Origin of the sequence: Amycolatopsis ponsaeliensis, from assembly GCF_030182635.1 — a bacterium.
GTDB lineage: Bacteria > Actinomycetota > Actinomycetes > Mycobacteriales > Pseudonocardiaceae > Amycolatopsis > Amycolatopsis ponsaeliensis.
Window position 1 is genome coordinate 21381 of the sequence record NZ_JAPZLD010000056.1, and the last position, 20510, is coordinate 41890.

16 protein-coding genes are annotated in these 20510 nt (G+C 70.7%); 3 read left to right on the forward strand and 13 right to left on the reverse strand.

The genetic code is table 11. The annotated features are described in order from the left end of the window. Positions 1-27: 27 nt before the first annotated feature. Complete coding sequence (locus QQ657_RS48330; protein ID WP_284749180.1) at positions 28-1479, reverse strand: glutamate synthase subunit beta; 1452 nt, start codon at positions 1477-1479, stop codon at positions 28-30. After that, positions 1472-6043, reverse strand: coding sequence for a glutamate synthase large subunit (gene gltB, locus QQ657_RS48335; RefSeq protein ID WP_284749181.1), 4572 nt, complete (start codon positions 6041-6043; stop codon positions 1472-1474). The genes QQ657_RS48330 and gltB overlap by 8 nt, the downstream gene beginning before the upstream one ends. A gap of 541 nt (positions 6044-6584) precedes the next feature. Between gltB and QQ657_RS48340 the strand changes: the two genes are divergently transcribed. Both QQ657_RS48340 and QQ657_RS48345 read left to right on the forward strand, forming a co-directional pair. After that, positions 6585-7217: a YigZ family protein gene (locus tag QQ657_RS48340; protein WP_284749182.1), complete on the forward strand. Its 633-nt coding sequence runs from the start codon at positions 6585-6587 to the stop codon at positions 7215-7217. Positions 7218-7594: 377 nt separating this feature from the next. After that, positions 7595-10306: a GH92 family glycosyl hydrolase gene (locus QQ657_RS48345; protein ID WP_284749183.1), complete on the forward strand. Its 2712-nt coding sequence runs from the start codon at positions 7595-7597 to the stop codon at positions 10304-10306. Between the two features lie 46 nt (positions 10307-10352). On the opposite strand, the gene QQ657_RS48350 is transcribed toward QQ657_RS48345, so the two are convergent. The 3 genes from QQ657_RS48350 to QQ657_RS48360 all read right to left on the reverse strand — a co-directional run bounded on the left by QQ657_RS48350 (position 10353) and on the right by QQ657_RS48360 (position 11812). Continuing rightward, positions 10353-10919 carry a GNAT family N-acetyltransferase gene (locus QQ657_RS48350; protein ID WP_284749184.1) on the reverse strand — a complete coding sequence of 189 codons (567 nt, stop codon included), beginning with the start codon at positions 10917-10919 and terminating at the stop codon, positions 10353-10355. Positions 10920-10959: 40 nt separating this feature from the next. Then, positions 10960-11217, reverse strand: a complete 258-nt coding sequence (locus QQ657_RS48355; RefSeq protein ID WP_284749185.1) for a hypothetical protein — start codon at positions 11215-11217, stop codon at positions 10960-10962. Between the two features lie 94 nt (positions 11218-11311). Then, a complete protein-coding gene (locus QQ657_RS48360) occupies positions 11312-11812 on the reverse strand; it encodes an Lrp/AsnC family transcriptional regulator (protein WP_284749224.1) in 501 nt (166 codons plus the stop codon). A gap of 80 nt (positions 11813-11892) precedes the next feature. On the opposite strand from QQ657_RS48360, the gene QQ657_RS48365 reads away from it, so the two are divergent. Then, positions 11893-12927 (forward strand): Glu/Leu/Phe/Val dehydrogenase dimerization domain-containing protein, encoded by a 1035-nt coding sequence (locus tag QQ657_RS48365; protein ID WP_284749186.1) that lies wholly within the window; start codon positions 11893-11895, stop codon positions 12925-12927. On the opposite strand, the gene QQ657_RS48370 is transcribed toward QQ657_RS48365, so the two are convergent. The 8 genes from QQ657_RS48370 to QQ657_RS48405 all read right to left on the reverse strand — a co-directional run bounded on the left by QQ657_RS48370 (position 12896) and on the right by QQ657_RS48405 (position 20472). Continuing rightward, a complete protein-coding gene (locus QQ657_RS48370; RefSeq protein ID WP_284749187.1) occupies positions 12896-14146 on the reverse strand; it encodes an ABC transporter substrate-binding protein in 1251 nt (416 codons plus the stop codon). The genes QQ657_RS48365 and QQ657_RS48370 overlap by 32 nt on opposite strands. After that, the gene (locus QQ657_RS48375; RefSeq protein WP_434056859.1) at positions 14143-15318 is read right to left on the reverse strand and encodes a branched-chain amino acid ABC transporter permease; all 1176 of its coding nucleotides are present in this window, start codon (positions 15316-15318) and stop codon (positions 14143-14145) included. Before QQ657_RS48375 ends, QQ657_RS48370 begins: the two co-directional genes overlap by 4 nt. After that, positions 15311-16189, reverse strand: a complete 879-nt coding sequence (locus tag QQ657_RS48380; protein WP_284749188.1) for a branched-chain amino acid ABC transporter permease — start codon at positions 16187-16189, stop codon at positions 15311-15313. Before QQ657_RS48380 ends, QQ657_RS48375 begins: the two co-directional genes overlap by 8 nt. Next, entirely contained in the window at positions 16186-16959 is a 774-nt protein-coding gene (locus QQ657_RS48385; RefSeq protein ID WP_284749189.1) for an ABC transporter ATP-binding protein, read from the reverse strand. Before QQ657_RS48385 ends, QQ657_RS48380 begins: the two co-directional genes overlap by 4 nt. Further along, the gene (locus QQ657_RS48390; protein ID WP_284749190.1) at positions 16956-17765 is read right to left on the reverse strand and encodes an ABC transporter ATP-binding protein; all 810 of its coding nucleotides are present in this window, start codon (positions 17763-17765) and stop codon (positions 16956-16958) included. Before QQ657_RS48390 ends, QQ657_RS48385 begins: the two co-directional genes overlap by 4 nt. A 118-nt stretch (positions 17766-17883) precedes the next feature. After that, entirely contained in the window at positions 17884-18699 is an 816-nt protein-coding gene (locus tag QQ657_RS48395; RefSeq protein ID WP_284749191.1) for a PHP domain-containing protein, read from the reverse strand. A gap of 13 nt (positions 18700-18712) precedes the next feature. Further along, positions 18713-19357, reverse strand: coding sequence for a response regulator (locus tag QQ657_RS48400; protein WP_284749192.1), 645 nt, complete (start codon positions 19355-19357; stop codon positions 18713-18715). Beyond that, positions 19333-20472: a GAF domain-containing sensor histidine kinase gene (locus tag QQ657_RS48405; RefSeq protein WP_284749193.1), complete on the reverse strand. Its 1140-nt coding sequence runs from the start codon at positions 20470-20472 to the stop codon at positions 19333-19335. Before QQ657_RS48405 ends, QQ657_RS48400 begins: the two co-directional genes overlap by 25 nt. Positions 20473-20510 lie beyond the last annotated feature (38 nt).

The following is a 20510-nucleotide window of genomic DNA, read 5'->3' on the forward strand; positions in this document are numbered from 1 at the left end:
CAGTGACACCTCCGCCGGCGCCGGGTCCTACGCGATCGGCCGGTCCGTCGGCGCGATCGGCGCGGGCAGGACGTCGCGCCCGGTCAGGTAGGCGTCCACGCCGGCCGCGGCGCTGCGGCCTTCCGCGATCGCCCAGACGATCAGGGACTGGCCGCGGCCCATGTCGCCGGCCACGAAGACGTTGTCCAGGCTCGTCTTGAACGCCTTGTCGCGGGCCACGTTGCCGCGCTGGTCCAGCTCGACGCCGAGGTCCTCGATCAGGCCCTTCTTCTGCGGCCCGAGGAAGCCCATCGCCAGCAGGACGAGCTGAGCGGGCAGCTCGCTTTCCGAGCCTTCGACGGGGACGAACTTGCCGCCCTCGTTGCGCACCTCGACCAGTTTCAGCGCCCGCACGCGCCCGTCGGAGTCGCCCAGGAACTCCTGGGTGTTCACCGCGTACATCCGCTCGCCGCCCTCTTCGTGCGCCGAGGACACCCGGTAGATCATCGGGTAGGTCGGCCACGGGTGGGCGTCGGAACGGCTCTCCGGCGGCTTGGGCATGATCTCGAGCTGCGTCACCGAACGAGCGCCCTGGCGGTGCGACGTCCCGACGCAGTCCGCGCCGGTGTCGCCGCCGCCGATGACGACGACGTCGAGGCCGGAAGCGTCGAACGGAGACGACTCGAGGTCCCCGGAGGCGACCCGGTTGGCCGGCGGCAGGAACTCCATCGCCTGGTGGATGCCGGCCAGCTCGCGGCCGGTGATCGGCAGGTCGCGCCAGTCGGTGGCCCCGCCCGCGAGCACGACCGCGTCATAGGACGACTGCAGTTCCGACGCCGTGACGTCGACGCCGACGTTCACCGAGGTGCGGAACTCCGTGCCCTCGGCCTCCATCTGCGCCAGGCGCCGGTCGAGCCGGTGCTTCTCCATCTTGAACTCGGGAATGCCGTAGCGCAGCAGCCCGCCGATCTTGTCGGCCCGCTCGAGGACCACGACGCTGTGGCCCGCGCGCGTGAGCTGCTGCGCCGCGGCAAGTCCCGACGGGCCGGACCCGACGACCGCGACCTTCTTGCCCGTCTTCGCGGTGGGCGGCTGCGGCGTCACCCAGCCCTCTTCGAAGGCGCGGTCGACGATGGAGATCTCGACGCGCTTGATCGTCACGGGGTCGTCGTTGATCCCGAGCACGCACGCGGTTTCGCACGGCGCCGGGCACAGAGTGCCGGTGAACTCCGGGAAGTTGTTGGTCGCGTGCAGCCGTTCGATGGCCTGGCGCCAGTCTTCCCGCCACACCAGGGTGTTCCACTCCGGGATGAGGTTCCCGAGCGGGCAGCCCTGGTGGCAGAACGGGATGCCGCAGTCCATGCAGCGCCCGGCCTGCTTCTCCAGCTTCGTTGACGCGAAGTCCTCGTAGACCTCTCGCCAGTCCATCAGCCGCAGGTCGACCGGGCGGCGCTTCGCCTCTTCGCGGGTGGTGGTCAGAAAGCCCTTGGGGTCAGCCATGTGCGGCCTCCATGATCGCCTCGTTCACGTCGCGCCCGTCGCGCTCCGCCTGCACCTGGGCGGCGAGCACGCGCTTGTAGTCCTTCGGCATGACCTTCCCGAAGCGGTCGACGCCCGCGTCCCAGTCGGCCAGCAGCTCCCGCGCGACGGCGGATTCCGTTTCGTCGTAGTGCTTTTCCAGCGTCTCGCGCAGGAAGTCCGCGTCCTCGGAGTCGAGCGGGTCGAGGTCGACCATCTCCGGGTTGACGCGGTGCGCGGGCAGGTCCAGCACGTAGGCGATGCCGCCGGACATGCCGGCCGCGAAGTTGCGCCCGATCGGGCCGAGCACGACCATCCGGCCGCCGGTCATGTACTCGCCGCCGTGGTCGCCGACGCCTTCGACGACGGCCAGCGCGCCCGAGTTGCGCACGCAGAACCGCTCGCCGACCTTGCCGCGGATGAAGATCTCGCCACTGGTCGCGCCGTAGGCGATCACGTTGCCGGCGATGATGTGGTCCTCGGCGGCGATCCGTGCCTCCTTCGGCGGGCGCACGATCAGCCGGCCGCCGGAGAGGCCCTTGCCGACGTAGTCGTTGCCGTCGCCGTAGAGCCGCAGCGTGATGCCCTTCGGCACGAACGCGCCGAACGACTGGCCGGCGGTCCCGGTGAAGGTGACGTCGATGGTGTCGTCGGGCAGGCCCTCGCCACCCCAGCGCCGGGTCAGCTCCGAGCCGAGCATCGTGCCGACGGTCCGGTTCACGTTGCGGACGGGCAGCTCCAGCCGCACCTTGTCACCCGAGTTGAGGGCGCCTTCGGCGAGCTGGATCAGCGTGTTGTCGAGCGCCTTCTCGAGCCCGTGGTCCTGCAGCGTCTGCTGCAGGCGCAGCCCGGCGGGGGCCAGCTCGGGCACGTGGAAGATCGGCGACAGGTCCAGCCCGGCCGCCTTCCAGTGCTCGATCGCCTTGCGCTTGTTGAGGAACTCCGCGTGGCCGACGGCCTCGGCGATCGACCGGAAGCCCAGCTCCGCCAGGTACTCGCGCACTTCCTGGGCGATGAACTCGAAGAAGTTGACGACGTACTCGGCCTTGCCGCTGAACTTCTCGCGCAGCTTCGGGTTCTGCGTCGCGACGCCCACCGGGCACGTGTCGAGGTGGCAGACGCGCATCATGATGCAGCCCGACACCACCAGCGGCGCGGTCGCGAAGCCGAACTCCTCGGCGCCGAGCAGCGCCGCGATGACGACGTCACGGCCGGTCTTGAGCTGGCCGTCGGTCTGCACCACGATCCGGTCGCGCAGCCGGTTGGCCAGCAGCGTCTGCTGGGTCTCGGCCAGGCCGAGCTCCCACGGGCCGCCCGCGTGCTTGATCGACGACAGCGGCGACGCGCCCGTCCCGCCGTCGTGACCCGAGATGAGCACGACGTCCGCGTGTGCCTTCGACACACCCGCCGCGACCGTGCCGACGCCGACCTCGGACACCAGCTTCACGTGGATGCGGGCCTTCGGGTTGGCGTTCTTGAGGTCGTGGATCAGCTGGGCGAGGTCTTCGATCGAGTAGATGTCGTGGTGCGGCGGCGGCGAGATGAGGCCGACGCCCGGCGTCGAGAACCGCGTCTTCGCGATCCACGGGTACACCTTCGCGCCGGGCAGCTGCCCGCCTTCGCCGGGCTTGGCACCCTGCGCCATCTTGATCTGGATGTCGTCGGCGTTGACGAGGTACTCGCTCGTGACGCCGAACCGGCCGGACGCGACCTGCTTCACGGCGCTTCGCCGCTCCGGGTCGTAGAGCCGCTCCGCGTCTTCGCCGCCCTCACCGGTGTTGGACTTCCCGCCGAGGCGGTTCATCGCGATGGCGAGGGTCTGGTGCATCTCCATCGAGATCGAGCCGTAGGAGATCGCGCCGGTGGCGAACCGCTTGACGATCTCCGAGACCGGTTCGACCTCGTCGATCGGCACCGGCGCCCGCTTGCCGTACTCGAAGTCGAACAGCCCGCGCAGCGTCAGCAGCTTCTCGGCCTGGTCGTCGACGGCCTTCGTGTACTCCTTGAAGACGTCGTACTTCCCGGACCGCGTGGAGTGCTGCAGCTTGAACACCGTCTGCGGGTTGAACAGGTGCGGCTCGCCTTCGCGACGCCACTGGTAGTCCGCGCCCGTCTCCAGCTCGCGGTGGGCGGCGCGGACGCCGTCGGCCGGGAAGGCGTACTTGTGCCGCTTCGCGACTTCGTCGGCCAGCGTCTCGAAGCCGACCCCGCCGAGGCGGGACGTCGTGCCGGTGAAGCAGTTGTCGATGACCTCTTCGCCGAGCCCGATCGCCTCGAAGATCTGCGCGCCGGTGTAGGACGCGACCGTCGAGACACCCATCTTGGACATCGTCTTGCGGACGCCCTTGCCCAGCGCCTTGATGAGGTTGTACGTCGCTTCCTTCGGCGTCACGCCCGGGATCAGGCCCTGGCGGGCCATCTCCTCGACGGTCGCCATCGCGAGGTACGGGTTCACCGCGGCGACGCCGTAGCCGATGAGCAGCGCGATGTGGTGCACCTCGCGCGCGTCGCCCGCCTCGACGATGAGGCCGACCTGCGTGCGCGTCTTCTCGCGGACGAGGTGGTGGTGCACCGCGCCGGTCAGCAGCAGCGAGGGGATCGGCGCGTGGTTCTCGTCGACGCCGCGGTCGGACAGCACGATCAGCCGCGCGCCGTCCTCGATCGCCTCGGACACCTCGGCCCGGATCTCGTCGAGCCGCTGGATCAGCGCCTCGCCGCCGCCGTGGACGTTGTAGCGGCCGAGCACGGTGACCGCCTGGAACTCCGGCAGGTCGCCGTCGTCGTTGACGTGCACCAGCTTGGCGAGCTGGTCGTTGTCGAGCACCGGGAACGGCAGCGCGATCCGGCGGCAGCTGGCGGCGTCGCCGGCCAGCAGGTTCGGCTCGGCGCCGATCTGCGCGCCGAGCGCGGTGACGAGCTCCTCGCGGATGGCGTCCAGCGGCGGGTTGGTCACCTGGGCGAACAGCTGGATGAAGTAGTCGAAGATCAGCCGCGGCCGGCTGGACAGCGTCGCGATCGGCGAGTCGTTGCCCATCGAGCCGATCGGCTCCGCGCCGGTGCGGGCCATCGGCTCGAGGATGGCTTCGAGCTCTTCCTCGGTGTAGCCGAACGCCTGCTGGCGGCGCACGAGCGCGGCGTGCAGCGGCACTTCGCGGTCGCGCTCGGGCAGGTCTTCGAGGTTCACCAGGCCGGCTTCGATCCACTCGTCGTACGGGTGCGCGGTGGCCAGCTCGGTCTTGATCTCGTCGTCCTCGACGATCCGGCCCTCGACGGTGTCCACGAGGAACATCCGGCCGGGCTCGAGGCGTCCCTTGCGGACGATCGTGGCCGGGTCGATGTCGAGCACGCCGACCTCGGAGGCGAGCACGACGAGCCCGTCGTCGGTCACCCAGTACCGGCCGGGGCGCAGGCCGTTGCGGTCCAGGACCGCGCCGATCTGGCTGCCGTCGGTGAAGGCGACGAGCGCCGGGCCGTCCCACGGCTCCATGAGCGTCGAGTGGAACTCGTAGAAGGCGCGTCGCGCCGGGTCCATTTCCTGGTGATTCTCCCAGGCTTCCGGGATCATCATGAGAACCGCGTGCGGCAGCGACCGGCCGCCGAGGTGGAGCAGTTCGAGGACCTCGTCGAAGCTCGCCGAGTCGCTGGCGCCGCGCGTGATGACCGGGTAGATCCGCTTGAGGTCGCCCGGGACCAGGTCGGTTTCGAGGAGGGCTTCGCGGGCGTCCATCCAGTTGCGGTTGCCGCGCAGGGTGTTGATCTCGCCGTTGTGCGCGACGTAGCGGTACGGGTGCGCGAGCGGCCACGACGGGAAGGTGTTGGTGGAGAAGCGGGAGTGCACGAGGCCGATGGCGCTGGTGACGCGCTCGTCGGTCAGGTCGGCGAAGAACCGCTCGACCTGGGGCTCGGTGAGCATTCCTTTGTAGACGATCGTGCGGGAGGAGAGGCTCGGGAAGTAGACGTCGTCTTCGACGAGCTCGTGCTCCGCACGCTTGCGGACGCAGAACGCGCTGCGCTCGATGTGCAGCGGGTCCGAGTGCTCCGGCTTCGGGCGGCGCGCGGTGAGGAACAGCTGCGTGAAGTGCGGCATGGTCTCGGCGGCGGTCGGACCGCAGTGCTCGGTGTGCACCGGCAGCTCGCGCCAGCCGAGGACTCGCATGTCTTCTTCGGCGGCGATGCGCTCGATGGTCGTCATGGCCCGGCCGCGGCGCTTTTCGTCCTGCGGCAGGAAAGCCGTGCCGACGGCGTAGGTGCCGGGCTCGGGGAGCTCGAAGTCCACGACGTCGCGGTAGAACTCGTCGGGGATCTGGATCAGCAGCCCGGCGCCGTCGCCGGTGTCCGGTTCGGCGCCCCGCGCCCCGCGATGTTCCAGGTTGCGCAACGCGACCAGGGCCTTCGCGACGATCGCGTGATCTCGGCGGCCGGTCAGGTCGGCGACGAAGGCGACACCGCAGGCGTCGTGTTCGTAGTCGCTCCGGTAGAGGCCCTCGGCCTCGGCGTTGCTGAGCTGCTGCCCCGTGGGGGACAGGGAACGGGCACGGTGGGTCACGGCTGGCCGCCTCCCAAGGCGTTGGCGCGACCGGTACTCACTCCATCGAGTGGTTCGAGCTGAACCGGTTAACGAAGTGGTCCGGTACCGCGATGGTCAGTCGAGAACAGTTGCTGTTGTCGGCGTTGATGAAGTGCTAGATGCCGCGAAGCGTCGGCCGGGCGTCGATGCTCGGAAACCGGACGCGGGTCATCTGGGAGGCCGCACAGCGCTGGGCAGCCGAACATGTCGGTCCTGCGTGCGCGCACAGGCAGACCACTGTGGTGGGGGTCAGCCGGAGCGCGCGGTGTTACTCCCGGGTTCGCCGGGTCTTATGACGATAGTGTGAATTCGCTGTTATCGACATACGTCGTTGTCCCCGGGTGGGAAATGCCACGCTTACGTTGACGGGTCCCAGGGTAGTCCCATATGCCGGGCTGTTCCTCCCGTCTACCGGTCGATGTTGCCCTTGACCTGCGGAAATGTCTGTCCCAAGTGGTCCGGGGCACGTGTCGCGACACCTCCGCGGGGTGGCAAGCTGGGTGCATGGCGGACTCGTCCGATGACTGATCGTTATCTCTCCGTGGCTCGATCCGGGGTCCACGAGGTCGAGATCAAGCGGTCCCGGTTCCTCTGCGCGCTCGCCCCGGTGACGTCGGAAGAGGCCGCGCGCGAGTTCATCGCGGGCCGCCGTCGCGCCGAACCGGGGGCGCGGCACCACTGCCACGCGTTCGTTTTGGGGCCTGATGGGCGAACCCGGCGGTCCAGTGACGACGGTGAACCGGCAGGCACCGCGGGCATCCCGATGCTGGAAGTGCTGCGCCGCCGCGAAGTCACGGACACGGTCGCGGTGGTGAGCCGCTACTTCGGGGGAGTGCTGCTCGGGGCGGGCGGGCTGATCCGCGCGTACGGTCAGTCCGTTTCGGACGCGCTGGAAGTGGTTGGTGTACTAGAACACCGGCGGCTCAGGCTCGTGGAAGTGGCGGTGAGTTACGACCGCGCGGGCCGGCTCGAGAACGACCTGCGCGCGTCGCCGTACTTGGTGCACGCGACCCGCTTCGACGCTCTGGCACGTTTCGAGATCGGGCTGGCTCCGGAGGAGGGCCCGGAGTTCGAGAGCTGGCTCGCGAACCTGACGAACGGCGAAGCCACGACGACCGGACTCGGCGACCACTGGGTGACCCGGGCCCCGTGATCCGGGCCGGAACTCGCGTGACCGGAACCGTGACTCGCGTGATCGGGGCCGGAACTCGCGAGTTCCGGCTCTGATCACGCCGGTTCCGGCTCTGATCACGCGAGTTCGGGATTCCCTCCCGCGCGAGCCTGCCGGCGGGCGAGCGGTCCACCGGTACTGAGTGGTCCGGTCGCGGAACCGGTTGGCGCACAACGGACTTTCGGTGCTTCCGCGACAGGGTCCCGCCGTGGCACCATGTCGTGCCACCGAGTTCCGGTACCACTTCGATCGCCACAACGTCGTCGGCGCGACCTGTTCCGCGTTGACAACGTTGTCAGAAACGCTTGCTCGACAACGTTGTCGCCCGGCGGAAGCGTGCGGCAAGGAGGGAAGGTTCCATGTCCGGACCACTCGCCAGGCGGCTGCGCGGGGCCGCGCTCGCCGCGATCGTCGCGGCCGGAGGGCTCGTCGCGCTGCCCACCGCACCGGCCGGCGCTGCCACATTGGCCCTTACGCAGTACGTGAATCCCTTCATCGGCACCGACAACAGCAACTCCCCGAACCCCGTGCCCGGCGGCGCCGGCGGCAGCACCTACCCGGGTGCCTCCGTGCCGTTCGGGATGACGCAGTTCAGTCCGGACACCCCGACCGGATCGCCGTCCGGGTACCGCTACAGCGACACCAGCATCGAAGAGTTCAGCCTGACCCACTTCAACGGCGCCGGCTGCCCCAACAACGAAGACCTCGGCCTGCTGCCGATCACCGGCGCCATCGGGACTTCGCCGGGCACCGGCTGGACGGGCTACGCCGGCCGCTACACCAAGGCGAACGAGTCGGCCGCGCCCGGCTACTACAAGAACAAGCTCGACAACTACAACACCACCGTCGAGCTGTCCGCGACCCAGCGGTCCGGCTTCATGAAGCTGACCTACCCGAACACGACGTCCGCGCGGCTGCTGGTCAACCCCGGCCGCAGCGCGACCGGCAACCGCGCCGGATCCGTCAGCATCAGCGGCAGCCAGCTCACCGGCACGGCGACCGGCGGCGGCTTCTGCGGCTCGTCCAAGACTTACCAGATCTTTTACGTGATCCAGTTCGACCGCGCGCCCAGCGGGTTCGGCACCTGGCTCGGCGGCACGGTGAACGCCGGGTCCGCGAGCACCAGCGGCACGAACGCCGGCGGTTACGTCACCTTCGACACCTCGAGCAACACGACGGTGCAGGCGAAGGTCGGCATCTCGTTCGTCAGCCTGGCCAACGCGCAGGCGAACCTCGCCGCCGAGAACCCCGGCTTCGACTTCGCCGGAACGCGCGCCGCGGCGGACACGAGCTGGAACACCATCCTCAACCGCGTCCAGGTGACCGGCGGCGCGGCCGCGGACCTGCAGAAGTTCTACACGGCGCTGTACCACGTGTTCCAGAACCCGAACATCGCCAGCGACACGAACGGCCAGTACCGCGGGTTCGACCAGGCCATCCACACCGCGTCGCACACCGTGTACCAGAACTACTCCGGCTGGGACATCTACCGGTCGTGGGCCGCGCTGATCGGGCTGGTCGCGCCCGCCGAAGCCAGCGACATCGCCAAGTCGATGGTGCTCGACGGCCAGCAGGGCGGCTTGCTGCCCAAGTGGTCGCACAACAACAACGAGCACTTCGTGATGACCGGTGACCCCGGGCCGATCGTCGTCGGCAGCATGTACGCCTTCGGCGTCCGCGGCTTCGACACCGCGGCGGCGCTGACGCTGATGGACAAGAGCTCCAACGGCGGCACCGCGCAGGGCGGGGCGATCCGCGGCCGCCAGTCCGGGTACGTCAGCCGGCACTACGTCACCGAGGATCCGTCGGACTCGCTCGAGTACTCGGCGTCGGACTTCGCGGTGGCGCAGTTCGCGAAGGCCGTCGGCGACACGACGAAGTACAACACCTACATGCAGCGTGCCCAGTGGTGGCAGAACGTGTACGGCACCGACTCCGGTTACATCCAGCCGCGCGGCAGCACCGGCACGTTCGCCTGGCCGGTCGTGCCGTCGAGCAACAGCGGCTACACCGAGGGCAACCCGTCGCAGTACACGTGGATGGTGCCCTACAACTACCAGGGCCTGATCAACCTGATGGGCGGGGCGAAGACCGCCGTCCAGCGGCTGGACCACCACTTCACGCAGCTCAACGGCGGCCTCACCCAGCCGTACTTCTACATCGGCAACGAGCCCGAGCACGGCGTGCCGTGGGCGTACAACTACGCCGCCCACCCGCAGGGCGCCAGCTCGGCGGTGCGGCGCGTCATGAACGAGTCGTTCACCACCGGCGCGGGCGGCGAGCCCGGCAACGACGACCTCGGCGCGACGTCGGCGTGGTACGTCTTCGCCGCGCTGGGCATGTACCCGGCGACCCCGGGTGCGGACGTCCTGGCCCTGCACGGCCCGCTGTTCCCGGCGGTCTCGATCATCCGCCCGAGCGGCACGATCCAGATCAACGGCTCCGGCGCGGGCCAGGGTGCGCAGTACGTGCAGAGCCTCAGCGTCAATGGGACCGCGACGACCAAGTCGTGGATCCGCTACGGCGACATCGCGGGCGCGTCGACGCTGAACTACACGATGGGCTCGTCGCCGAGTGCCTGGGGCACGGGCACGGCGGACGTCCCGCCGTCGTACAACGACGGGTTCACGCCGCCGGCCACCGCGCCGGACCTCGGCACGAACCTGGCGCAGGGCAAGGCGGCGACGGGCTCGGCGGCGTGCAACTCGGCCGAGGGCGCGGCCAACGCGGTCGACGGCAGCCTGGCGAACAACAGCAAGTTCTGCTCGACCGCGGCCACGAAGTTCCTCCAGGTGGACCTCGGGTCGGCGCAGAACGTGTCCTCGTTCGTGGTCAAGCACGCCGGCCTGGGCGGTGAGACGACGGGCTGGAACACCGGCGCCTTCACGATCCAGACGTCGACCGACGGCTCGACGTGGACGACCGTCGCGTCGGTGACCGGCTCGCGGGCCGGCCGCACCTACCATCCGATCACGACCCGGTCGGCCCGGTACGTGAAGCTGAACCTCACCACGCCGGCCAACGACGGCAACGGCGCGGCGCGGATCTACGAGTTCGAGGTCTACCGCTGACCTGACTGTCGTGAGCGGGAAACAGGGTTCTAACCCTGTTTCCCACTCACGACCGCGCCAGCCATTCCTCGCGGGTGATCGCGTACTCGACTTCGCCGTGTTCGCTGCCCGGTGCCCGCTCGTGCTCCGGGTACTCCTCGAAGTACGTGCGGACGAACGTCATCCCCAGTTTCTCCATCACGCGGCGCGACGCTGTGTTCACCACCATCGTGAACGCCGTGACGCGGCGGACCCCCAGGTCCGTGAAGCCCTTGGCGAGCAGCGCCGCCGAGCCTTCGGTTCCGTAGCCCTTGCCCCAGGCCCGCTGGTGCAGCCGGTACCCCAGTTCCGGCTCGTCGGTGCGATCGTGCGGGCGCGGGCGGAAATGGAACCACCCCAGAAAATCGCCGGTGCTCTTCTCGATCGCCGCCCAGAACCCGTAACCGGGGAAACGCTCGTAGTAACCGAGGAACGCGGGAAGATCCAGCGTGACGATCTCGGTGCGGTCCGCGGGTTGTCCCCCATTGAGGTACTTCATCACGGCCGGGTCGTCGTAGAGCGTGAAGAGCGCGTCGGCGTCGTTCTCGGTGAACCGGCGGAAGATCAGCCGCTCGGTTTCGAGGAATACGTGCATCGGGTAATGCTGTCAGTGACCCCAGTGCGTGGCAATGCGATTACGCGGCGACGGCGAAAACCTCGCCCAGCGCCAGCGAGCCGGCTTCGGTCAGCACGGCGGGCACGCGCGTGCCGCACTTGCCGGGGATGGCCGGGGCGATCAGGCCGAGCCGCGCGAGCCGGTGCACGGTCGACTGGTCGCAGCAGCTCAGGCCGTCGATGAACAGGTCGGGCTCGCAGCTGCAGCTGATCTCGGCGCGGCCCCCGGCCACGGCTCTCAATGTGGCCCGCTCACGGTGGTTCAGTTCCGTTGTCATGGCGGTGCCTCCTTCCCGTCGGGACTCATTAGACCGCCCGTCACCGACATTTTCCGCCTTTGAGCGTGCGAACCGGGGGATTTAGGGGAAACACCTAGGGGTGGCGTGTCGCACCCGGTCCGGTGCTCCCCGGATACCCTCCGCCGAGTGGCTCAATCGTCGTCTTGCGCAGGTGCCGGAAAACGATCGACGTCCGGAAACCGACGATCTCCCGGCGCAACGCGAGCCGGTCGGCGAGGAACGCGTGCAGTGCGTCGATGTCGGGTGTGGTGACTTCGATCAGGAAATCGTCACTCCCCGCGGTCACGTACACCGAGAGCACCTCGGGCAGGTCCGCGATGGACCGCTGGAACTCGTCGATGACCGCCCGGCTCAGCGGCCGCACCTGCGCCGCGACCAGCGCCCGGACGCCGCGGTTGAGGCTCGCCAGGTCGATGTCGGCGTGGTAGCCGCGGATGACGCCCCGCTCCCGCAGCAGCCGGATGCGTTCGAGGCACGTCGAGGGCGCGATGCCGACCTTCCGGGCGATGTCCCGGTTGGTCTGCCGGGCGTCCTCCTGCAGGTGGCGCACGATCGCCGAATCAAGTTCGTCCAGCACGGGGGCCTCCGGGCCGTCACCGAATTTAGTTCGGCGACAAGTCGACAGCGTCGATGTTCACCCTAACTTCGGTCGGCATGACCGCACATGAACAGCTCGTCGCGCGGCGTGGCCGTCGATCCGGCGTCACGACGATGGTCGCGATCCACTCGAGCGCTCTCGGCCCGGCCGTCGGCGGCTGCCGCCTCAAGCCCTACGCCACGCTCAACCAGGCGATCGACGACGTCCTTCGCCTGTCGGCCGCGATGACGGCGAAGTGCGCCGTCGCGGGGCTCGCGTTCGGCGGCGGCAAGAGCGTCATCGCGCTGGAGCCCGGACGCGTCCTCTCGCCGGCCGGACGCCGGGACGTCCTGCTCGACCACGCCGACCTGGTCGCCGAGTTCGGCGGCGGCTACCTGGCCGGCCCGGACGTCGGCACCGGCCCGGCCGACATGCTGGTGCTGCGCGAGGTCTCGGCGTTCGCGTTCTGCACGCCCGAGTCCGCGGGCGGCACCGGCTCCTCCAGCGGCCCGGCGGCCGTCGGCGTGCTGGCCGCGCTCCGGGGCGCGCTCGGCTCGCCGGACATGACCGGCCGCCGGGTGGTGATCAGCGGCTACGGCTCGGTCGGCGCGCACCTGGCCGCGAGCCTCCAGCAGGCCGGCGCCGACGTCGTCGTCTCCGACATCGACCCGGCGAAGCGCGCCGGCGCCGAACAAGGGGGCTTGAGCTGGGTCGAGCCCGAGAAGGCGCTCACCCTGACGGCCGACGTCGTCATCCCGGCGGCGGTCGGCGGGGTGCTGAGCCCCGAGACCGTGGCCCGGCTCGACACCCCGCTGGTCGTCGGCCCGGCCAACAACCAGCTCACCGAAGACGCCGTCGCGGAAGACCTCGCCGCCCGCGGTGTCCTGTGGGTGCCGGACTACGTCGCGAGCGCCGGCGGGATCCTCTACACGCTCTCGCGCGAAGCCGAAGGCCTGGACCACGAGGCCGCGCTGGCCCGCGTCGAGACGATCGAGAAGACCGTCACGGACCTCCTGCGAGCCGCGAAGGCCAACGCGACCACCCCGCTGCGGGAGGCGGCCGCGCTGGCCGGACGACGGCTCACTTCTGGTGCGGCGCCACGTACTCCTTAGCCTCGGGCGCCTCGAACAGCGGCTTGACGTACCGGACGCCGCCCTCGGCGGTGGCGTCCGGGGTCGCCGCGTACACCTGGCGCGTCGCCGGCGTCCCCGGCTTGGAGAAGTCGAGCGCCGCGACCAGGTCGTCGGTGTTCGCCGACGTCGTCTGCTTCAGCGCCGCGGCGATGCCGTCGCGGGTGAGGTCCTTGTTGTCGCAGGCCTTCTTCAGGACCGCGCCCCAGACCTCGCCGACCGCGTAGCCGTAGGGGACCCCGCCGTTGGGCGTCTCCTTGTACGCGGCCTTGTACTTCGCCGCGACGTCCTTGGCCTTGGGCAGGTCGGCCGAGAACGGGACGCTGCTCGCGACGATCGTGAGCTTGTCGAGCGCGCTCGCCGCCGGGCTCTTCAGCAGGGCGGGGTCGAACGTCGGGTTGTTGCCCAGCACCGGCACGTTCAGCCCGAGCGCCTTGTTCGCCGCGACGGCGGACCCGGTCTGGGCGGGCGTGGTGGTCAGCGCGATCAGCTTCACCCCGGCGCCCTTGAGCCCGGTGACGACGTTCGTCAGGTCGCTGTCGGTCGAGGTGATCTTCACTTCCTTGACCGTCAGGTTGTGCTTCTTCGCGTAGAACTGCGAGCCGCGCAGGCCGTTCTTGCCGTACTCGCCGTCGATGTAGACGTGCGCGATCGTGTCGCCGTCCTTGAGCTGCCCCTGCTCCTGCAGGTAGGCCAGGCCGTCGATGATCTCCAGGTCGTAGGTGGTGCCGACGATCATCACGTACGGGTTGTCCAGCAGCTCCGACGACCACGACGCGGGCGCGGCGACGGCCTTGTCGGTCGCCAGGTTCTGCTTCAGCGCGGCCACCACCGGCGAGCCGAGCAGCTGCACGAACCCGAGCACCTTCGGCTCGATCTGCGGGTACAGCGTCTTGGCCGTGTCGGCCTTGTAGCCGTGGTCGACCTCTTCGAGCTTCACCTGCCGGCCGCAGACGCCGCCGGCGGCGTTGAAGTCCTTGGCCCACAGCTCGTTGCCCTGCGTGACACCGAGGCCGAGGTTCTTGAAGACGCCGGACTTGTCGGTCATCACGCCGAGCGTCACGTCGGTGGCGGTCACCCCCTTGCCGGTCTTGACGCCGGAGCTGTCGGAGCCCGACGAGCCCGAGTCGCCCGCTTTCGTGCTGCACGCCGAGAGGACGAGGACGGCCGCCAGCGCCGCCGCCAGGTGTGTGCGTTTCATGATTCCTCCGCGGGTTGACTGGATTGACGGCGGATGCGTTTCCGGGTGATCCGGCGGCCGATCGCGGCGAGCCCGCCCGGCTCGAACAGCACGACGAGGATGATCGCGGCGCCGTAGACGAACGAGCTGACCAGGACCGGGGTCAGCGCGCCGTCGCCGGTGCCGGAGAACCAGCCCAGGTCGGCTGAGTAGAGGGCGAGCACCTGCGGCAGGCCGTTGACGATCAGCGCGCCGACCAGGGCGCCGGGGACCGAGCCGAGCCCGCCGATGATGACCATCGCGAGGTAGGCGATGGACACGTTGATGCCGTAGGTGCCGAACTCGCTCTCGTCCGGCTTGAGGATGTCGAACCACAGCACGGTCATCGCGCCGGCGAGCCCGCCGTAGGCCGACGAGACGGCGAACGCGCCCGCCTTGGCACGCAGCACGCTGACGCCCATCACCGCGGCCGCGGCTTCGTTGTCGCGCACCGCCCGCCACGACCGGCCGGGCCGGCCGGCGACGGCGCCGCGCGCGATCACGAACGCCAGCGCGGTGAGCAGCAGGAACAGGTACCACGTGCGCTCGGCCTGCCGGATCGGCACGCCGAGCAGGGTGATCTCGGGGCCGTCGTTGGTGAAGGGGAAGCCGAACAGCGAGAACGGCGTGGGCGCGCGTCCGGTCGACGTCCCGCCGGTGAGCTCCTCGGCCGACTGTCCGAAGTAGAGCCCCAGGAACACCAAAGCCAGGGACGCGACGCCGAGGTAGATCCCGCGCAGCCGCCCGGCCACCGGCGCGAAGGCGAGGCCCAGCAGTGCCGAAACGGCCACTGCGCCGAGCAGCGAAAGGCCGGGGTCCAGGCCGAACCCGATGACGCGGTCGTCGCCGGTCGGCCCCGAGAGCACGGTGTAGGCCGTGCCGCCGGCGAGCAGGAAGAACGCGTGGGCCAGGGAAAGCTGCCCGGCCTGCCCGACCACCAGCGTCAGCCCGATCGCGCCGACCCCGCCGATCATCATGTACTGCCCGGCTTTGAGCCAGGCCGCGTCGAGGTAGAGCGGCAGGGCGAGCAGGACGACCAGCAGCGCGAGCCACGCGACCGCGCGCACGAGCTTCGCCAGGTCGCGGCGCGGCTTCACCGGCGGCTCCCCGGCCGCGGGCGGGCTGTCCACTTCGGACACGGCACTGTCAGACACGTGTTCGCTCCCTCGTGCCGAACAGCCCCGAGGGCCGCACCACCAGGACCACCAGCATCACGAGGAACACCGCGCTCTTCGAGAAGTCGAACGAGACGTACTGCGCGGAGAGCGCTTCCACGAGGCCCACGACCAGGCCGCCGACCACCGCGCCCGCCGTCGAGTCGAGGCCGCCGAGGATCGCCGCGGGGAAGGCGGCCAGCGCGATCGAGTGCGTCCCGCGCGACAGCCCGGCGCCGGAGAAGTCCTGCGTCGCGATGAACAGCACGGCCACCCCGGCCAGCAGCCCGGCGACCAGCCAGGCCGTCGCGGTGACGCGGGAGCTGCGGATGCCCATCAGCGCGGCGGCTTCGCGGTTCTCCGCCTGCGCCCGCATCGCCACGCCCCAGTTCGAGTACTTGAAGGCGAGCCAGAACGCCGTGATGAGCACCGCGGCCACGGCGAGGGCGACCAGGTGCGTGCGGAACAGCGTGATCCCGCCGAGCTGGAACGGCTGCGCGTCCCAGGCCCCGCCGAGGAAGGGCAGCGTGACACCGAGGCGGCGGACGATCTCCTCGGTGACGATCACGTCGACGCCGATGGTGAGCAGGGCCAGGCTGTTCGCGTCGGCGTGCCGGGAACGCGACAGCAGCAGCCGTTCCACGACCAGGCCGAGCAGCCCGGCGGAGACGATGCCGACCAGGGACGCGCCCACCCAGCCCAGCGCGTCCCGCGTCACCACGACGAGGTAACCGCCGAAGAGCACGAGCGAGCCGTGCGCGAAGTTGACCACCTCGGTGGCCTTGAAGATGATCACGAACCCCAGCGCGAGCAGCGCGAAAACCGCGCCCTTGCCGAGGCCGTTCACCGTGAGCTGCAGGAATGTGTTCACGCCGCCTCCGTGCCCAGGTAGGCCTTGATGACTTCGGGGTCGGCCTGGACCTGCGCCGGGGTGCCGTCGGCGATGCGGCGGCCGAAGTCGAGCACCGTGACCCGGTCGGCGATGTCCATCACCAGGCCCATGTCGTGCTCGACGAGCAGGATCGAGATGCCCAGCTCGGCGCGGATCCCGCTGATCGTGCCGGCCAGCTCCGCCGTCTCCGCCGCGTTCATCCCGGCCGCGGGCTCGTCGAGCAGCAGGAGCACCGGCTCGACGGCGAGCGCCCGGGCCAGGTCGACGCGCTTGACGACGCCGTAGGGCAGCGCGCCGACCGGCGTGTCGACGACCGCGCCGAGGCCGAGGAACGCGCAGATCTCGCGGGCGCGTTCGGCGTGCCGGCGTTCGGCGCGGACGGTCCAGGGCAGGCGCAGCCCGGCTTCGAGGAACCCGCCGCGGGTCAGCGCGTGGCGGCCGAGCAGGACGTTGTCCAGCACCGTGGAGCCGGCCGAGAGTGCGGCGTTCTGGAACGACCGGCCGACGCCGAGCCCGGCGAGCTTGTGCGGCGCGAGCCCGGTGAGGTCGGTGCCGCCGAGCCGCACGTGGCCGTCGTCGGCCCGGTACAGGCCGCTAATCACGTTGAAACAGCTGGACTTCCCGGCGCCGTTCGGCCCGATCAGCGCGTGCAGCGAACCGGGGACGACGGTGAACGAGACGCAGTCCAGCGCGCGGATCCCGCCGAACCGCAGGGAAACGCCCTCGACGCGCAGCTCCGGCGGTGTCATCCGGCCCACCTCGACAGCGTCCGGCCGGCCAGGCGCTCGCGCGCGGTCTCCGCTTCGGCGTCGGCGGTCTCCTGCGACTCGGCGTGCCCGCCGAGGTACAGCCGCTGGACGTCCTGGCTGGCGGACAGCTCGGCGGCCGTCCCGGCGAGCGCGACCCGGCCGACCTCCAGCACGACCGCGTGGTCGGCGACGCCGAGCGCCATCACGGCGTTCTGCTCGACCAGCACCACCGCGGTGCCCTGCTCGTGGATCTCGCGGATGATCCGGGCGATCTGCTCGACGATCTTCGGCGCCAGTCCCAGCGACGGCTCGTCGAGCAGCAGCAGCCGCGGCGCGGACATCAGCGCCCGGCCGATGGCCAGCATCTGCTGCTCCCCGCCGGACAGCAGGCCGGCGCGCTGCTTGGCGCGTTCGGTGAGCACGGGGAACAGCTCGTCGACGCGCTTGCGGGCGGCGTCCCGTTCGGCCGCGGTGCGCGCCCCGATGCCGCCGGCGCGCAGGTTCTCCTCGACGGTCATCCGGGCGAATACCTGCCGTCCCTCGGGCACGCCGACGACGCCGAGCCGGACGATCCGGGCCGGGTCGAGCTTGCCGAGCGCGTGGCCGTCGTAGCGGATTTCGCCGGCTTCGATCGCGCCGCGGTGCATGCGGAGGGTGCCGGAGACGGCCCGCAGCAGGGTGGACTTCCCGGCGCCGTTGCTGCCGAGCACGGCGAGGACGCCGTCGGCGGAGACGTCGAGGTCGACCCCGTGCAGGGCGGCCGTCGACCGGCCGTACCGCACGCGCAGACCACGTACGGTCAGCACGGACTCACTCCAGGACGCAAGACGCCTCCTCCACTCGTGTGACGTGAGTCACCGTCGGTGGCGGTCATCCTGCGGTGGGGCCGAGTCCTCGGACACCCCCACGTGGAGAGGTAAGCGGCTACGAAACGGACACGGCGGCCGCTCGCAGGGCCGCCAGCACGTCGGGGGAGGTCGTGCACTCGCCGAGGCGGACGGGCTTGCGGTCGCCGTGGAAGTCGCTGGACCCCGTCGCGAGCAACCCCAGGTCCGCGGCCACTTCACGCAGCCGCGCCCGGACCTCCGGCGGCTGCTCCGGGTGATCGGCTTCGATCCCGGTCAGCCCGGCTTGAGACAGCGCGGCCAGCTGGGCGTCGCTCACCTCCGCGCGGCGCTTCACCGACCGCGGGTGGGCCAGCACCGCCGCACCCCCGGCCGCCCGGACCAGCCCGATCGCGTCCACTGTGGACAACACGTGCTTGGGCACGTCCGCCCGTCCGCCGTCGGCGATCCAGTTCGCCGTGAAGGCATCGGTGACGCCCACCGCGGCCAGCGCCGCGGCGATGTGCGGACGCCCGAGCGGCGCGCCCGCGGCGATCGTCTCGACCTGCTCCAAGGTGATCGGCGCGCCGAGTTCCCGGCACCGCTCGACCATCCGCACCGCGCGGCGGGTGCGGTCGGTGCGGATCAGCTCCAGCTCGGCTTCCAGGGGCTCGTGCCCGGGATCGACGAACAGCCCGAGCAGGTGCACCTCCGCGTCGTCGAGCCGGCAGGAGATCTCGACGCCGGGGACGATTTCGAGGTCCGAGACAGCGGTCGCCGCCGCCAAGCCCGCGAAGGTGTCGTGGTCGGTCAGCGCGAGCACCGTCAACCCGGCCTCGGCGGCCAGTCGAGGGAGGTCCGTGGGCGGCGTCGTCCCGTCGGAGGCCGTGGTGTGCGCGTGCAGGTCGATCGTCACCCGGGTGACGATCTCACAGCAGGCCGGCCTCGCTGGCCTTGCCGATGGCCTCGACGCGGTTGCGTGCGCCGAGCTTGTGCAGCGCCGACTGCAGGTACGTCTTGACCGTGTTGCGCGCGAGCCCCGTCGACTCGGCGATCTCCGGGTTCGTCTGCCCCTGCGCGGCCAGCCGCAGGACCTCGTACTCGCGGCGGGTCAGGCCGCTGCGGGCCAGCGCGTCCGACCGCTGCCCGGCGTCGGGCAGGATCCGCGGGTCGACGACGCGCTCGCCGCGCAGCACCCGCCGCAGCTCGGTCACCAGCTGCGCGCCCGCCGCGTCCTTGAGCAGGCAGCCGTGCGCCCCCGACTCCAGCGCGGCCAGCACGCCCTGGTGGTCGCCGTGGGCGGTGAACACCACGATCTTGCCGTCCGGGTGCACGCGCCGCAGCTCGGTGACGACCTCCGGCGCGAGCATGTCCGGCAGGCGCAGGTCGAGCAGGATCAGGTCCGGGGCCAGCGCCGCCACCCGTTCGATCGCCAGCCGCCCGGACTCCGCGGACCCGACCACGCTCAGGCAGGGGTCCGAGCGCAGCAGCAGCGTCACGCCGTCGCGGACCACGGGGTGGTCGTCGACGACGAACACCGTCGCCGTCGTCACGGCCGCACCAGTGGCACCCACGCGCGCAGGGTGCAGCCGTCGTCGTCGTCGCGAACCAGGCTGACCCGCCCGCCGAGCCGCAGGGCGCGCCCGGCCAGCGTCCGCAGGCCCACGCCCGTGCCGGGGACGGCCGCCGCGCCGGTGCCGTCGTCCGCGACGACCACCTGGACCCCGTCTTCGCTGGGCAGGAGGCTGACGATCACCGACGACGCCCGGGCGTGCTTCTCGACGTTGAGCAGCCCTTCGCGGACCGCGGCGACCAGCAGCGCGGTCCGTTCGGCGTCCAGCGGCGGCACCGCGGCGAGCTGCACGAACCGGGCCGGGACGCCGCAGCGTGCCTGGAACGAGCGGCAGTGCTCGGCCAGCTCGACCGGCAGCGCCCGCTCCGGGCTGGACTCCGACAGCGCCAGCAGCGACTCCCGCAGCGCCCCGGCCGCCGCCGAGACGTCGCCCTCCAGCCGCCGCAGCCGCGCGTCCAGGCCGGGGTGTTCGCGGACGTCCTCGTGCAGGTCGCGCACCTGGACGCCGATGGAGAACAGCAACGCGCCGACGGAGTCGTGCAGCGCGCTCTGCATCCGCAGGCGTTCGCCGGCCACCGCCGCCGTGCGGTCGGTCTCGGCGACCTTCGCCAGGTGCAACGCCGTCCCGGCCTGGCAGGCGACCTCTTCCATCCGCCGGACGGCGTCGTCGCCGAAGTCGGCGGGCTCGCGCATGGCGGCGTAGGCGATCGCGACGGTCTCGCCGCGCGCGATGATCGGGACGGCCAGCATCGCGGCCAGGCCCTCGCCGCGCACCTGGGCGTCGAAGTGGTGGGTGATCGTGGGCGAGCTGACGTAGTCGGCGACCCGCACCGGCCGGCCCAGTGCCAGCACCCGCCCGCCGATGCCCTGGCCGACGGGCACTTCGAGGTCCTGCAGCGCGTCGGTGCGGTTGCCGGACATCCAGCGGATCACGGCCCGCCCCGGCTCGGTGAGCTCACCGACGAACCCGGCCTTCGCGCCGACCGTCTCCCGGATCAGGCGCGCGGTTCCGTGCAGCGCGGCGACCCGGTCGAGGGTGCCGAGCAGCTTTTCGCGCTCGCGCAGCAGCTCGCCCAGCACCGCGCTGTACTCGGCGACGTGCTCCTTTGCCGTCACGCGATCACGATGGCACACGGAGTGTGGTTTCGGACATA

What these genes read in the sequence shown, in the direction of transcription:
- QQ657_RS48370 (WP_284749187.1), bottom strand. Translation starts at nt 14,146, where the DNA reads ATGAAACGCACACACCTGGCGGCGGCGCTGGCGGCCGTCCTCGTCCTC.
- QQ657_RS48365 (WP_284749186.1), top strand. Translation starts at nt 11,893, where the DNA reads ATGACCGCACATGAACAGCTCGTCGCGCGGCGTGGCCGTCGATCCGGC.
- QQ657_RS48355 (WP_284749185.1), bottom strand. Translation starts at nt 11,217, where the DNA reads ATGACAACGGAACTGAACCACCGTGAGCGGGCCACATTGAGAGCCGTG.
- QQ657_RS48385 (WP_284749189.1), bottom strand. Translation starts at nt 16,959, where the DNA reads ATGACACCGCCGGAGCTGCGCGTCGAGGGCGTTTCCCTGCGGTTCGGC.
- QQ657_RS48340 (WP_284749182.1), top strand. Translation starts at nt 6,585, where the DNA reads ATGACTGATCGTTATCTCTCCGTGGCTCGATCCGGGGTCCACGAGGTC.
- QQ657_RS48330 (WP_284749180.1), bottom strand. Translation starts at nt 1,479, where the DNA reads ATGGCTGACCCCAAGGGCTTTCTGACCACCACCCGCGAAGAGGCGAAG.
- QQ657_RS48350 (WP_284749184.1), bottom strand. Translation starts at nt 10,919, where the DNA reads ATGCACGTATTCCTCGAAACCGAGCGGCTGATCTTCCGCCGGTTCACC.
- QQ657_RS48345 (WP_284749183.1), top strand. Translation starts at nt 7,595, where the DNA reads ATGTCCGGACCACTCGCCAGGCGGCTGCGCGGGGCCGCGCTCGCCGCG.